General features: G+C 63.1%; 16 protein-coding genes. 5 read left to right on the top strand and 11 right to left on the bottom strand.

All coding sequences use genetic code 11. The annotated features are described in order from the left end of the window. Positions 1-89: 89 nt before the first annotated feature. From NKI72_RS27985 to NKI72_RS27970, 4 genes are all read left to right on the top strand, one after another. The gene (locus tag NKI72_RS27985) at positions 90-878 is read left to right on the top strand and encodes an ABC transporter substrate-binding protein (RefSeq protein ID WP_352541231.1); all 789 of its coding nucleotides are present in this window, start codon (positions 90-92) and stop codon (positions 876-878) included. Between the two features lie 189 nt (positions 879-1,067). Beyond that, positions 1,068-1,739, top strand: a complete 672-nt coding sequence (locus NKI72_RS27980) for an amino acid ABC transporter permease (RefSeq protein WP_352451492.1) — start codon at positions 1,068-1,070, stop codon at positions 1,737-1,739. Continuing rightward, positions 1,736-2,410: an amino acid ABC transporter permease gene (locus NKI72_RS27975; protein ID WP_023677250.1), complete on the top strand. Its 675-nt coding sequence runs from the start codon at positions 1,736-1,738 to the stop codon at positions 2,408-2,410. Before NKI72_RS27980 ends, NKI72_RS27975 begins: the two co-directional genes overlap by 4 nt. 25 nt (positions 2,411-2,435) lie before the next feature. Continuing rightward, positions 2,436-3,179 carry an amino acid ABC transporter ATP-binding protein gene (locus NKI72_RS27970; protein ID WP_352832012.1) on the top strand — a complete coding sequence of 248 codons (744 nt, stop codon included), beginning with the start codon at positions 2,436-2,438 and terminating at the stop codon, positions 3,177-3,179. 86 nt (positions 3,180-3,265) lie between these two features. Here NKI72_RS27970 and NKI72_RS27965 read toward each other — a convergent pair whose 3' ends face one another. Next, on the bottom strand, positions 3,266-3,409 hold the full coding sequence (locus NKI72_RS27965; protein WP_352685236.1) for a hypothetical protein: 144 nt from the start codon (positions 3,407-3,409) through the stop codon (positions 3,266-3,268). 178 nt (positions 3,410-3,587) lie between these two features. Between NKI72_RS27965 and NKI72_RS27960 the strand changes: the two genes are divergently transcribed. Next, positions 3,588-3,680, top strand: coding sequence for a LysR family transcriptional regulator (locus tag NKI72_RS27960; protein WP_352473773.1), 93 nt, complete (start codon positions 3,588-3,590; stop codon positions 3,678-3,680). Between the two features lie 481 nt (positions 3,681-4,161). Here the strand turns inward: NKI72_RS27960 and NKI72_RS27955 are convergent, their stop codons facing one another. The 10 genes from NKI72_RS27955 to NKI72_RS27910 form a co-directional block, all read right to left on the bottom strand. Beyond that, the gene (locus NKI72_RS27955) at positions 4,162-4,614 is read right to left on the bottom strand and encodes a nuclear transport factor 2 family protein (RefSeq protein ID WP_352473774.1); all 453 of its coding nucleotides are present in this window, start codon (positions 4,612-4,614) and stop codon (positions 4,162-4,164) included. A 39-nt stretch (positions 4,615-4,653) separates the two neighbouring features. Continuing rightward, positions 4,654-5,295 (bottom strand): hypothetical protein, encoded by a 642-nt coding sequence (locus tag NKI72_RS27950; RefSeq protein WP_352473775.1) that lies wholly within the window; start codon positions 5,293-5,295, stop codon positions 4,654-4,656. A 129-nt stretch (positions 5,296-5,424) separates the two neighbouring features. Next, positions 5,425-5,634 (bottom strand): LuxR C-terminal-related transcriptional regulator, encoded by a 210-nt coding sequence (locus tag NKI72_RS27945; protein ID WP_352541235.1) that lies wholly within the window; start codon positions 5,632-5,634, stop codon positions 5,425-5,427. A 229-nt stretch (positions 5,635-5,863) separates the two neighbouring features. Beyond that, positions 5,864-6,391 carry a c-type cytochrome gene (locus tag NKI72_RS27940; protein ID WP_502893757.1) on the bottom strand — a complete coding sequence of 176 codons (528 nt, stop codon included), beginning with the start codon at positions 6,389-6,391 and terminating at the stop codon, positions 5,864-5,866. A gap of 327 nt (positions 6,392-6,718) precedes the next feature. Further along, a complete protein-coding gene (locus NKI72_RS27935; RefSeq protein ID WP_352851456.1) occupies positions 6,719-6,889 on the bottom strand; it encodes a hypothetical protein in 171 nt (56 codons plus the stop codon). Positions 6,890-7,115: 226 nt separating this feature from the next. After that, positions 7,116-7,796 (bottom strand): hypothetical protein, encoded by a 681-nt coding sequence (locus NKI72_RS27930; protein WP_352851454.1) that lies wholly within the window; start codon positions 7,794-7,796, stop codon positions 7,116-7,118. A 208-nt stretch (positions 7,797-8,004) separates the two neighbouring features. Next, positions 8,005-9,678, bottom strand: coding sequence for a LuxR C-terminal-related transcriptional regulator (locus tag NKI72_RS27925; protein WP_352851452.1), 1,674 nt, complete (start codon positions 9,676-9,678; stop codon positions 8,005-8,007). Positions 9,679-9,848: 170 nt separating this feature from the next. Then, on the bottom strand, positions 9,849-10,274 hold the full coding sequence (locus NKI72_RS27920) for a GFA family protein (protein ID WP_352851450.1): 426 nt from the start codon (positions 10,272-10,274) through the stop codon (positions 9,849-9,851). 24 nt (positions 10,275-10,298) lie between these two features. Then, positions 10,299-11,357: a Gfo/Idh/MocA family protein gene (locus NKI72_RS27915; RefSeq protein ID WP_352851448.1), complete on the bottom strand. Its 1,059-nt coding sequence runs from the start codon at positions 11,355-11,357 to the stop codon at positions 10,299-10,301. A gap of 53 nt (positions 11,358-11,410) precedes the next feature. Further along, entirely contained in the window at positions 11,411-12,196 is a 786-nt protein-coding gene (locus tag NKI72_RS27910) for a ThuA domain-containing protein (protein ID WP_352851446.1), read from the bottom strand. Between the last annotated feature and the right edge of the window lie 237 nt (positions 12,197-12,433).

The following is a 12,433-nucleotide window of genomic DNA, read 5'->3' as shown; positions in this document are numbered from 1 at the left end:
CCGCCGGCAACGGCGCTGCCGCTCAAAAAGCACCTCGATAGGGTGAAACAACAAGTGGAACAACAAACGAAACAAGGAGGAATGCCCAAATGAAGATTGCCAAGCTTTTCATCGCCGGCCTTGCGCTCGCTGGCCTTACCGCTGCCGCCAGTGCGGGAACGCTCGACGAGATCACCAAGCGCGGAGAGTTGCGCGTCGCCGTGCAGACGCAAGGACCGCCCTTCTCGCTGGTGGGTGCTGCCGGCGAACGCACCGGCAGTTCGGTCGAACTCGCCGAACTGATGGCCAAGGAAATGGGCGTCAAGATCACCTTCCTCGACTTCGACTGGGACGGCCTGATCCCGGCGCTGCTGTCGGGCAAGGCCGATCTTCTGGTCGCCGACATGACCCCGACACTGGCGCGTGGCATGAAGGTCGCCTTCACCAAGCCTTACATGTACACGGGCAGCACAGTCTTCACCAAGGCTGGGACCGCCTTCAAATCCACCGAGGACTGCAAGGCCAAGGGCACCAAGATCGCCGTGCTGCTCGGCGCCACCGGCGAGAAGGAAGCCAAGGCCGCCTTCCCCGACGCCGATATCAAGAGCTACAAGGGCGGCGGCCCGCTGCTGCTCGACGCCGTCAACAACGGCCAGGCCGATTGCGGCGTCAACGACGTCTCGGCGGTCAAGGGCCAGTCGACCGCTTACCCCGCCGGCAGCTTCATCATCATGCCGGACATGCTGTCGAAGGAGCCGCTGGCCTTCGCCACGCGCTATGACGAGCAGGACCTGCTGGTCTGGATGAACCTGTTCCTCGACCAGGTCAGCCTCGACGGCCGCCTGCAGAAGAACCTCGATTACTGGGTCAATTCCGACGCCTGGAAGAAGGATCACTAAGTAGAGTGAATGGTGAATGGTGAGTAGGGAGTAGGGAGTAGGGAGTAGGGAGTAGGGGGTAGGGAGTAGAGAGTAGAGAAGAGCTACTCGCTACTCGCTACTCACTACTCCCTACTCGCTACTCGCTGCTCCTATTCCCAATTCCCTATTCACTATTCCCTATTCACTATTCACCATTCACCGTCCAAAATGCTCGAAAACTTCAGCTTCCGCACCATCGTCGAATATCTGCCCCTGTTCGGGCAGGGCCTCGTCACGACCGTGTGGCTGTCTGTCCTCTCCTTTGCCGGCGCGCTCGCCGTCGGCATCGTGCTCGCCGCCATGAACCTGCAGCGCGGCCGGCTGTTCCGCGTCCCGGCCAAGGCCTATATCGACGCGGTGCGCGCCACGCCGCTGCTGGCGCAGCTTTATTTCCTCTATTTCGGCCTGCCGCGGCTCGGCTTCGTCCTGCCCGAGTTCGTCGTCGGCATCTTGGCCCTGTCGCTGAACAGCGGCGCCTATGTCGCCGAGATCATCCGCGCCGGCATCCTGTCGATCCCGCGCGGCCAGGTGGAGGCCGGCGTCGCCTCGGGCATGACCTATGTCCAGCGCATGCGCCTCGTCATCCTGCCGCAGGCGTTCAAGGTGACGATCCCGCCGCTGCTCGGCCAGGCGATCGTGCTGGTCAAGGATTCCGCCCTGTTGTCGCTGATCTCGGTTGCCGAGCTGACGCGCGCCGGACAATTGCTCGCCTCCGACCGCTTCATGCCGGCGGAAGGTTTCATCACCATCGCCGCCTTCTACCTCCTGCTCTATTACGGGCTGAAGGGGCTGGCGGCGCTCTCCGGGCGCTGGCTCGGCCTGGCGGGGGCACGGACATGATCTGGCAGCAGCTGCAAAGCATCGCCGGCAGCTATCCCCTCGCCTTGCGCGGCCTCGGCATGACCGTGGTGCTGTCGCTGATCAGCCTGGTGCTGGGCACGCTGCTCGGCTTCGGCCTCGGCATCCTGCGCACCGGCGGCAACCGGCTGATCAGCGGCGCGATCGGCGCCTGGGTCGACCTGATCCGCGGCACGCCGTTCCTGGTGCAGATCTTCCTGATCTTCTTCATCCTGCCGGAACTCGGCATCGAGCTCGACGCCTTCACCGCCGGCATCATCGCGCTGACCAACCTGGCCGCCTGCTTCATCTGCGAGATCGTCGTCGCCGGCATCCGCTCGGTGCCGACCGGCCAGGTCGAGGCAGCACTGGCGTCCGGCCTGTCGCGCTGGCAGCGCATGCGCCAGGTGGTGCTGCCGCAGGCGATGCGCATCGTGCTGCCGCCGCTGGTCGGGCAATATGTGCTGCTGATCAAGGATTCCTCGGTCGTCTCGGCCATAGGCCTCACCGACCTCACCCGCGTCGGCTGGCTGGTGGTGCAGCGTGTACCCAATGGGCTGCTGGTCTTCTTCCTCGTCGGCCTCGGTTACTTCATCGTCTGCTACCCCCTGATCATGCTGGCCCGCCGGCTGGAGCAACGCATGGGCGCGGCGCATGGCGAGGTACAGTTGTGACATCGAACCTCAAGGGTCCGGCAATATGACCAAAACCGGCATGATCGACTTTCGCGGCGTCAACAAATGGTTCGGCCAGCTCAACGTGCTCAGGGATATCACGCTGAGCGTCGAGCCGCGCGAAGTGGTCGTCGTCTGCGGCCCGAGCGGCTCGGGCAAGAGCACCCTGATCCGCTGCATCAACGGGCTGGAGACGATCCGCGACGGCGACCTGACGGTCGACGGCCAGCGCCTCGGCGACCCCGCCACCAACATGACGCGGCTGCGCACCGAGGTCGGCTTCGTCTTCCAGTCGTTCAACCTCTACCCGCACAGGACGGCGCTCGAGAACGTCACCCTGGCGCCGATCCATGTCCGCAAGATCCCGCGCGCTGAAGCCGAGAAGGCCGGGCGCGAATTGCTCGCCAAGGTCGGCCTCGCCGACAAGGTGAACGCCTATCCGGCGCAGCTGTCTGGTGGCCAGCAGCAGCGCGTGGCGATCGCGCGCTGCCTCGGCATGCGCCCCAAGATCATGCTGTTCGACGAGCCGACCTCGGCGCTCGATCCCGAGATGATCTCGGAAGTGCTCGACGTCATGGTCGCGGTGGCGGAGGAAGGCATGACCATGATGGTGGTGACGCACGAGATGGGCTTTGCCCGCAAGGTCGCCCAGCGCGTCGTGTTCATGGACGCCGGCGCCATCGTCGAGAGCGGCACGCCGGATGAGTTCTTCTCCAACCCGAAGACCGACCGCAGCCGCGCTTTTCTGAGCAAGATCCTGCGGCATTGACAGCAGCGACAATACGCACCGAACCTGCCGTCGCCTTTGCGCCGAGGTTGCGCTCGAGCCTACAATGAATCATCCGCAGCGGCGCACTATGGCGACACACCGAGCGCGCGCAGTGCATTGCCTGCTGCGACATATTCGATGAAGTCGTGGGGGCAGTCGCGTTCCGCAAGCCGGTACCGCCGCAAGGCTTCATCGTCACGGCCGTCGAGCCGGTAAAAACTCCGCGACATAGAGATTGGCCTCGCATAGATTTTCGCGTTTCTTGGCCGGGACCGGGACGGGATCGTCGGCTGCGGCCAACGCTGCTTCGGGCGTCTGTTCGCCAAGAAACATGCGAAACCAGCGGCGCCGGCCAACTTCACGGCCGCGGCCAAGACACTTCGGGTCTCGCCGTCGGCGATCAGCAAGATGATCAGGCAACTGGAAGCGCGGCTTAGCGCGACCCTTCTGACGCGGACCACGAGGGCGACGAGCCTGACTGAAGCCGGCGAGAGGTTTTGAGCCAGGCAGGACCGGCGCTGGAGCTCATCCTTGCCGCAATGAGGGATGCGGGAAGCTTTGCCGAAAAGCCTGCCGGCCGGTTGCGGTTGAATGTCCCGCAGATGACCTATCCGAACTTCCTCAAAGTACCAGAAACTTAGGCAATGATACTTTCCAAATCCCTGCCCCGGAGCGCCGATCTGGTTCCTTTCGTGGCTCCTGCGGACGTGGCCGCGCTGTTCGCGACCAAATCTTGCGCCGGGTTAACGTCCGCTCTGGGCCTAAGATCTGCCGAAGCGTTCAGCCGACCAAGCGGCAGCAATGGGTGGCGAGCCGACGCTCCACGCGAACGCATGGAATGGCCGGCTTGCTGGGCTAGCCGGACGTTGAATGTGGATCAATTCGAGCTGAAAAGAAGCACAGTTCTGGCTCCATGACGCCGGCAGAGCCGATGGTGCCGCCAGCGCAATTCCTTTCTCTGCCCGTTTCGGACCGACGCTTCTCAGAACGCGAAATCCGCGGACTGAACGACATCGGCTGGGAGCCAGGTTTCATGAACTTGCAAGATCTCGGGCCCCCGGCTGTTGCCGCGATCGCGGACCACCATCGTCGTGACCCGGCCATTGTTCGGTTGATCGGAGTCCTTCGCGTCGCGTTGCCATTCGTGGTAGTTCACGACCGCCAGGTCGGCGCTTTGATGGCTGATCCGGATGTCGCGTATTTTGATACGGAAGGCCGGATTCGATCCGTAGATGCTCTTCATGTAACCTGCGAAATCATTTTTCCCGAACGCCCTGCCGCCCGGCATGATGGCGACCAGATCGTCGCTGATCCGGTCGAGCGCGTTCTTCTTGAACGTCGCGTCGTCGCCAGGGCATCGGCCCGCCACCCAGTCGGTGAAGAATTCGTGGATGTCGTGGATCGTCGCCTCGATTTCCTTCGTTTGAAGGGACATTTTTTCCTCCTGTCTCAAGATGATGCTGGATCAGGCGCTTTACGCCGTGGCTTGCCCCGACCGGACGCTGCTTGAGGACAGCCCGTACCACGCGAGCCACAGGCACATGAGAAGCGAGGAAATCAGCCAGATCGGACCCCCGATGCCGATCCCGAGCTGCTCACCGAGTGTCCACCCGGTTGCTGAAAGGATACCGAACGCCGAGCCGACGATCGCGGCCCATCGGGGCAGTATCCCAACGTTGTCGCGGGCATCGTGATACGCGACAAGCGCTGTCGCCAAGGCTAACGCCCAGAATCCGTTACCCATGCCGCCGGAAAACGCCCACCAGGTCATGAAGGCGTTGGTGTCACCCCGGTCGGCCGCGACCGCGACCACCGATGCCTCGGCGACTGCGGTGGAGAACGTAGTCAGGGCGCCGAGAGCCATCACCATCCAGGCAGAACTCAGCATCGGCGAACGCCGAACCCGGGGGTTGAGCGCCAGGTTCAGGAACGAAGCGCCGGCGATCAGGAACAGCGCCGCTGCCGCCGTCCAATGGACCGTAGCCCATCGCCCATGGCCCTCGGCGATATTCTGCATCTGAACAGACAAATCCGCGTCCGGTGGCCCGTGAAAGACGAGCGCAGCCGCCAGCAGCAGCGTTCCGGTGGCGAGCCAGACACCGCCCGGCCCGCTCATGCTGTTATTATTCGTTGGCATCGGGAAAACCTCCTGTGGCCTTTATCACGCCATGAGGTTTAGACCCGCGCCACGGTTGCCCGCTTCGGCGTAAGTACCCACGCAGCGAGAAATTTGGCTTGGGTAGGATTACCCAGATACGACCATGCCGATCAGGCCGTGCTCGACCGCATAGGCCGTGGCTGCCGCGCGCGTGCGCACGTTCAGCCGCGTCAGGATATCGCTAACGTGACGGTCTACCGTCCGCTGGCTCAGACCGAGCTCGCGGGCAATTTGAGGAGGTGGCGGCAGGTTACCGATGTGACAGAAGTTCGTTTCGGGCTCAATCGAGCCGTTCATCGCGTCCGCCGCCGAGGACCGGGGGAAGGGTGGATGCTGCCATTCGTCTCGTCGATGGGAACGAGTAGGTAGCGCCAATATCGCGGCATTCATGGCGCTTCTCAAAAGCGGCCCTTCGCGCAACGGCTCGAATCGACCCATTTCTGCCGTTCGGATATCGGCCTCATCATCTCCAAGGCGGACATTCACCCATTATTCGACTAAAAATCTCGTTCCGATCAAAGCCGCCCTACTTCGTTGCAGCGGCTGCGGCTTCCCCCGGCGGCATAATCCGCATCATGAACGTCGACACCGCTTCCCCGGGTTTGAACGGGCCGGGAACCTGGTGGCTGACCGGCTTCACACTTTGGAGGAATGCCGCGATCGCCATGGCGTCATCCGCGGTGAGATGCGCAAAATCGCGCCAAGGCATGATCGGCGCCAGGATGCGGCCGTCCGGCCGTTCGCCGGTCTGGATCGCGGTGACGATCTGCTCCGGGGTCCAGCTTCCGATACCGGTCTCCCTGTCAGGCGTGATATTACGGGCGACAAAGACACCAAGACCAGGAATCTCGAAGCCCACGTCCGAACCGCCGAGGAAGCGCGACATGTCGGGTTTCCCGAAGAAATAACCGGATGTGTGACAGTCGCTGCAGCCGGCAATCGTAACCAGATATTCGCCGCGCGCGATCTGTGTGTCATCGGCCATGGCCGCGTAAGATGGCAGGGCAACAATCGACGCTGTCAAGAATGCAAGATGAACTGGTGTCCGAAACATTGCTTCCTCCCTGTGATCTGTTCGTGTTTGTCCGTCGACCTCCCGCGCCGTCAACCGGTCGCAATTCCCCGATTTTAACCACGTCGAGGACGCTGAATTCTAGCATGGCCAGCACGTAGTAACCATCAGCGATCAATTGGATGGTCGGCACTTGTCGCGCCCCGTTGAGCGCAGCTGTGACGGAGCTTGCTCAGCCGACGCACACGCCTTCTTTTGGCGCGATCGAGCCACGCACGTTGATGGATCGACTTCGTCGCCTGAAATGCCTTGACGGTCGGACCGGGTCGAACTCGGCCGTTCAGAGTGATTGGGTTTGATCCTGAAACGTCAGCCGGAGGCGACCGGCGTCTTCAGCCGCCACACCGCATCATGCGCCACCTCGGCCGGCCGCGCGCGCCTGTCAACCTGAGCAGTCCCACCTGTCAGCCGCATCAGTGCACCCACCGCGAACCACGCGGAACCGTCAAATCCCCATAGCGCCGGAACCACGCCCTCCATCCCGCGGGTTCTTTCCCTGGAGGCTTTCGGACGCCGGCCCTCGCGCCAAGCCAACACCTGTTGGCCGGCATCGGTAACCCTAAACAATAGCCGACATTTGCCGCACGCCTTCAGCTTTGACATCGGCGCTATCTTCAATTGCTGCCGGGGTGGCGGTGTAACCTTCAACGTGAGTCATCATGGCCTCCCTGATGTTGATAGGACGCCGCTGGCCTCTTGGGGGTGCTCACGCGCTGAAGCTCGCGCTGCGAGCTTTCGACACGCTGTTCTCGGCTCGCGCGCGCCCCAACCCGAACCACAACGTCCACAGGGCCATTACAAAAGACGACGCAACCCAGACGAGGCTGCCCAGCCCGATGCCGAACCACATGCCCAGCGGCCATCCGACGAAGGCACCGAGCCCGGCCACGACTCCGACCAGTGACGCCCAGGTCGGCGTTACCTGTTGCCGGCTCAGCGTCTCATTGCCGGCGATCACGGCAACCGCCAGGCAGAGGAACATGAAGCCGTTGGCCTTGCCCTCGGCGAAGGCCCACCAGACCGCGAATCGCGCCATGTCGTTGGCGGCGACGGCATCGGCGACGGTGGTGGCCTCGGCCACGGCGGTTGTCATCGTCCAGAGCGCGCCGACGGCCACCACCGCCCAGGCGGATAGGGTCCACCAGCGTTCGGTCAGTCGAGAGCCGGCGGTCAGCACGATCAGGCTCGCGACGACGAACAGCGAAAGTGCTGCCGCGGCGGCCCAATGCACGACCACCCACAGGGTGACGCCACTGGCGATGGCCTGCATTTGCTGGGCGAGGTCGGGATTAATCGGCCCGTGACCGATCAGGACGAAACCCAAGAGTACAGAAGCGATCGCAAGCCAGGCGCCCGCGACCCGCATTCCGGTATCGGCATGCGACATCGCTACTTCCCTTCATTGTGGCCGGATGTTCGCAGCGCGATCACTGCGTCCGTCTCGCGATCTGTGGGCGAGCTGCGCCGTGGCGCCGCGCATCCTTGGCCGATCGATTTCGAGTGCAAGCTAGCGCGGAAGGGAGGGCGGGGCTTCGGGCGAACCACCCAATGGGCGCCGATGACGGCATGGGTGATTCGACCCATGCCAGACCTGCTCAAACCAGGCGGTGCTCGTAGGCCCAGGCGGTGGCGGCAGCGCGCGTGGGGACGTCAAGCTTGTTGAAAATATTGCTGATGTGCCTGTCCACTGTCTTCCCGCTCAAATCCAGTTCGTTGGCGATTTGCTTGTTGGTTTTGCCGGCAGCGACCAGGCGGAGAACTTGCAGTTCACGGGCAGAGAGGCCGCGGGCTCCGTCTGATCGCATGCCAAGCAGGATATCGACACGAGAAAGGTCCGGCATGGCACCGAGCTGCCGGAACACTGTCCGGGCTGCCTGCAACTCCAGTTCCGCACCATCGTTGTCACCGAGGGCGCGGCAAGCCTGGCCTATCATGACGCCTACGCGCGCTGCTTCGTATGGCGCTACGACTTGCTGCCACCCCTCGAGTGCCTGGCGCAGCCAAGTCAATGCAGCCTGCGCTTCGCCTTCTGCCAGTTCCACCGCTCCCCGCGCGTGAGCGGCAAGGGCGCGCAGCGGTTCGGTTCCGTAGCTTTCTCCAACGTACGCCAGTTCGTGGCAGGCACGCCGTGCTTCCTCGATGTCATCAGCCGCCAGCATGATCTCGACGTGAGCAGGCAGCAGCCGAATGCGCTTCAGTTGGTCGGTCGTCGCGCCCATGACGCGCCGGATTGCGGCGGCAGCCGCATCGATGTGCCTTTCGGCCAACCGCAACAGGGCAAGGCCCGGCTGCGGTTCGAAGCCATGTTGGCTTGCACTCCGATATGCCTGCTCGGCCACGTCAAAGTCTCCGCGAAGGCGGTATACTTCCGCCAGCTGGTACCATGCTCCAGCCGTATCTCTCCGATTGTTCGACTGCGTCAAACGCTCCACGGCCTGCTGCGCTTCGTCGATCGCGTCCTGCCATGCGCCGCTGAGCCGCTTGATCTCGGCGCGATGCATCAGGCAGGTGCCGCTGAAACTGATCAGCTGGGGCTGTTCGGCGCACCATCGCCCCAGGGCGGAGGTCCATTCGCGTGCGCGGCCCAGAGCATGGACTTGCTGACATGCTTCGATCACGCTGCAGTAGATCAAGCCGGTAAGCAGCGGCGACAATTCGCCGGCCGTGACCGAAACCATCGCCTCGTCGAGGAGCGCGAAACCTTCCGCGGTTCGCCGCTGGCGCAACAGAACACGGCCCTGCAAGTGCCGTGCACAGGCCACCAGATCCACGTCCGCAAAGCGCTCGCCAATCTCGACTGCGCCGCTCGCCGCAGCGTAGGCCGCTTCAAGGTTGCCCGAAGCAAGATGCTGTTCGACGTGGGGCAGCATCAGGTAACCCTGTTCGGCACAATCATGTGGCTCGCGTTCGAGCAGCCGATGCGCCCGTCCAAACCAGCCGGCCGCCGGAGCCATCTCCCCACGAAAGACAAGGCGCAGGCCAAGCCAGAAGGCGCAGCGGGCGGCCCGATGGCACTCGCCCGCGTCCAGATATGCATGATGGGTTCGCTCCAGGGCCCGCAGGTACTCCTCGTCGCGCCCGGTCAAATAGGCCGACATCGCCAGCCGTTCGAGATCGTCCACTGCGAGCGGAGCCGCTTCGCCGGCACGCCAGAAGAACCGATAGGCGTCGTCCCACGCCCTTTCCTCGTAAGCCTCACGACCGAGCACGAGCTGGTCCGCCTCCTGCAAGGAGCCGCTGTTGAATTGCTGTCGATCTGACCTGCCCATCCGCATTGGTTCCTAGCCATCAATGGCTGCTTTGGAGCCAAGGTGCAGTATAGCATGCTCGAACGCGAATGACCGGAATGCACTTAAAGCGCTCTGAACGGGGAACGTCCCGGACGACTGAAACGGGTCGAACTCGGTCGTTCAGAGTGATTGGGTTTGATCCTAAAACGTCAGCCGGAGGCGACCAGCGGCTTCAGCCGAACGTCGCCAAACGTTCGGTTCGGACCTCGACCCACTGGCAGCGCCGGCTCTCGTGGTAGAAGGACCGGAAGGGCGATGGGAACGCAGGGTCCGCGAAGGCACCCACCGGGATGGCGGTCAGACCGGGCTGGGGTGTCGATCCGGTAGTGGACGGTGGTGCCGCAATCCGGGCAGAAGCTGTAGATGACGCGGCCACCCTCCTCGCCGGTGCGCGAGAATTCCGCTGCCCGCCCCTCGATCGATACGTGATTCTCGGCAAACCGCGTATTGAAGCTGAAGGCACTGCCGGTGCGCCGCTTGCAGGCCAGGCAATGGCAGACGGAGACGCGCATCGGCTCGCCCGAACAAATGGCCGATAGCTGACCGCAGGAACATTCGGCGCGACGCGTGACCATGGCTGCTAGACTCCTGAAATGACCTCACTGCGCATCCGCGTGGGTGCTCAATTCGGCCCGCTTCTCATCCGAGACGACGGCGAGATCGAGGACCTTCTGCAATTCGGCAGCATGCCGGAACGACGGTTCGGCCTGGACGCCGCTGCGCACCGCATCGACGAAGCGCTGGTAGTTGGTCTGCACCGTTCCGGCGTCCAGAACTTGCCATTTGGCGTTCTCGACATCCTCGCCGATGCAGGCTTTCAGCTCCGAGCCGGTCAGATTGTGCACGACTTCGATGCCACCCTTGTCGCCGTAGATGCGCAGTCGGAGCTCGTTGAGATGGCCCGTCGCCCAGCGGCTGGCATGGACGACGCCGAAAGCGCCATTGCTGAAATCGAGCGCCATGGTGAAACTGTCATTGGCGTCGAGCTCGTACTCCCCGATCCGGTTGCCAGGCGCCTTGTCGAAGGACCGCAGGCGGCAGAACACATGGTCGATGTCGAGCGCCGCGCCATAGCTGGCGAAATCGAGGATGTGGATGCCGACGTCGCCCAGCACGCCATTGGAGCCGTGGCCGCGCGACAGCCGCCACAGCCATTTCGGATCGGTGCGCCAGTCGCCCCAGAACTTGGATATCAGCCAGCTCTGCAGATAGGACGCCTCGACATGCCTGACCGTGCCGATCTCGCCGGCCAGCACCATGGCGCGCGCTCTCTGCAGCGGCGCGACATTGCGATAGGTCAGGTTGACCATGTTGATGATGCCGGCGCGCTCGGCCGCATCGGCCATTTCACTGGCCCTCTGGTAATTTTCGGCGAGCGGCTTTTCGCACAGCACCGGCTTGCCCGCCGCGATCAGCGTCATGGTGGTCGGATGGTGGATGCGATCGGGCGTCACGTTCGCCACCGCGTCGAACTTGCCCCATGCCAGCGCCTCGTCCAGCGACGCGAAGCGGTTGGGGATACCGTAGATGTCCGAAAACTTGTCGACGCGCGTGCGGTCGAGATCGACGGCGCCGATCAGTTCGACGCCCGCGATCTTGCCGAACTGCCTGGCATGCTCCTCCGCCATCCAACCGGTGCCGAGTATCAAGAGGCGCATGATTCTTATCCTTAGGACAGGGCTTTATCTTCTTGTTCGATCATGGATTTGGTCTAGCGAAAGCCGGCTTCGCCCGCGGAATGAAGTTTTCCGCCGCGCTCGACGATCGGCTCGAGTGCCTTTTCCACCGGCACGTTCGGTGCATCGAGGATGGCCGGATTGGAGCCTTGGGGGTTGTGCGCCCATCTCACCGCATTGCGCAGCACCTTGTGGACGTTGGCGTCGTGATAGGTCGGATAGGTCTCGTGGCCGGGCCTGAAATAGAAGATGTTACCGGCGCCGCGGCGATAGGTCAGCCCCGACCGGAACACTTCGCCGCCCTGGAACCAGGAGATGAACACGGTCTCGAGCGGCTCCGGCACGGCGAACTGCTCGCCATACATCTCCTCGTTCTCGAGCTCGAAATACTCGCCGATCCCGGCAGCGATCGGGTGGTTGGGGCTGGTCACCCAGAGCCGTTCGCGCTCGCCCGCCTCGCGCCATTTCAGCGTGCAGGGAGTGCCCATCAGCTTCTTGAATACCTTCGAGAAATGGCCGGAATGGAGAACGATCAGCCCCATGCCTTCCCAGACGCGGCGCGCCACGCGCTCGACCACTTCGTCGGCGACGGCGCCATGGTCCTTGTGTCCCCACCACAGCAACACGTCGGTCTCGGCCAGACGGTCGGCCGGCAGCCCATGCTCCGGCTGCTCCAGCGTCGCCCACGACACTGATATTTCCGGGTCGAGCTTCAGTGCATTGGCGATCGTCGCATGCATGCCCTCGGGATAGATGCCCGCGACCACTTCGTTGGTCCGCTCATGAATATTCTCGCCCCAGGCGACAGCGCGTATTGTCATGATGTCCTCGTGATTGTTTGAAGCCGGAGCCGCCCACCGGCCACTCATACTGTCCCTGGACGGGATTGAAAACCTTCGAGATTGGCCAAACCTCCCCAGCTTCGTCATCCCAGGGCGGAGCAGGCGCGAAGCGACGTCGCGAAGACCCTGGGATCCATATGTGGACGGCGCCCTGCCTGCAACGGTTGTTTTGCGTCGTTTTCGATCGCTTGCGTCCATATGTCCGGCCTTTGAGCA

Source organism: Mesorhizobium sp. M0437, assembly GCF_040321335.1.
GTDB lineage: Bacteria > Pseudomonadota > Alphaproteobacteria > Rhizobiales > Rhizobiaceae > Mesorhizobium.
This window is presented reverse-complemented; position numbering and strand designations above follow the sequence as displayed.

Coding starts and splice junctions, on each gene's coding strand:
- NKI72_RS27915 (WP_352851448.1), bottom strand. CDS start 11,357: ATGCGCCTCTTGATACTCGGCACCGGTTGGATGGCGGAGGAGCATGCC.
- NKI72_RS27965 (WP_352685236.1), bottom strand. CDS start 3,409: ATGTCGCGGAGTTTTTACCGGCTCGACGGCCGTGACGATGAAGCCTTG.
- NKI72_RS27945 (WP_352541235.1), bottom strand. CDS start 5,634: ATGAACGGCTCGATTGAGCCCGAAACGAACTTCTGTCACATCGGTAAC.
- NKI72_RS27925 (WP_352851452.1), bottom strand. CDS start 9,678: ATGGGCAGGTCAGATCGACAGCAATTCAACAGCGGCTCCTTGCAGGAG.
- NKI72_RS27920 (WP_352851450.1), bottom strand. CDS start 10,274: ATGGTCACGCGTCGCGCCGAATGTTCCTGCGGTCAGCTATCGGCCATT.
- NKI72_RS27950 (WP_352473775.1), bottom strand. CDS start 5,295: ATGAGCGGGCCGGGCGGTGTCTGGCTCGCCACCGGAACGCTGCTGCTG.
- NKI72_RS27930 (WP_352851454.1), bottom strand. CDS start 7,796: ATGTCGCATGCCGATACCGGAATGCGGGTCGCGGGCGCCTGGCTTGCG.
- NKI72_RS27970 (WP_352832012.1), top strand. CDS start 2,436: ATGACCAAAACCGGCATGATCGACTTTCGCGGCGTCAACAAATGGTTC.
- NKI72_RS27935 (WP_352851456.1), bottom strand. CDS start 6,889: ATGGAGGGCGTGGTTCCGGCGCTATGGGGATTTGACGGTTCCGCGTGG.
- NKI72_RS27910 (WP_352851446.1), bottom strand. CDS start 12,196: ATGACAATACGCGCTGTCGCCTGGGGCGAGAATATTCATGAGCGGACC.
- NKI72_RS27980 (WP_352451492.1), top strand. CDS start 1,068: ATGCTCGAAAACTTCAGCTTCCGCACCATCGTCGAATATCTGCCCCTG.
- NKI72_RS27985 (WP_352541231.1), top strand. CDS start 90: ATGAAGATTGCCAAGCTTTTCATCGCCGGCCTTGCGCTCGCTGGCCTT.
- NKI72_RS27975 (WP_023677250.1), top strand. CDS start 1,736: ATGATCTGGCAGCAGCTGCAAAGCATCGCCGGCAGCTATCCCCTCGCC.
- NKI72_RS27940 (WP_502893757.1), bottom strand. CDS start 6,391: ATGTTTCGGACACCAGTTCATCTTGCATTCTTGACAGCGTCGATTGTT.
- NKI72_RS27960 (WP_352473773.1), top strand. CDS start 3,588: ATGATCAGGCAACTGGAAGCGCGGCTTAGCGCGACCCTTCTGACGCGG.
- NKI72_RS27955 (WP_352473774.1), bottom strand. CDS start 4,614: ATGTCCCTTCAAACGAAGGAAATCGAGGCGACGATCCACGACATCCAC.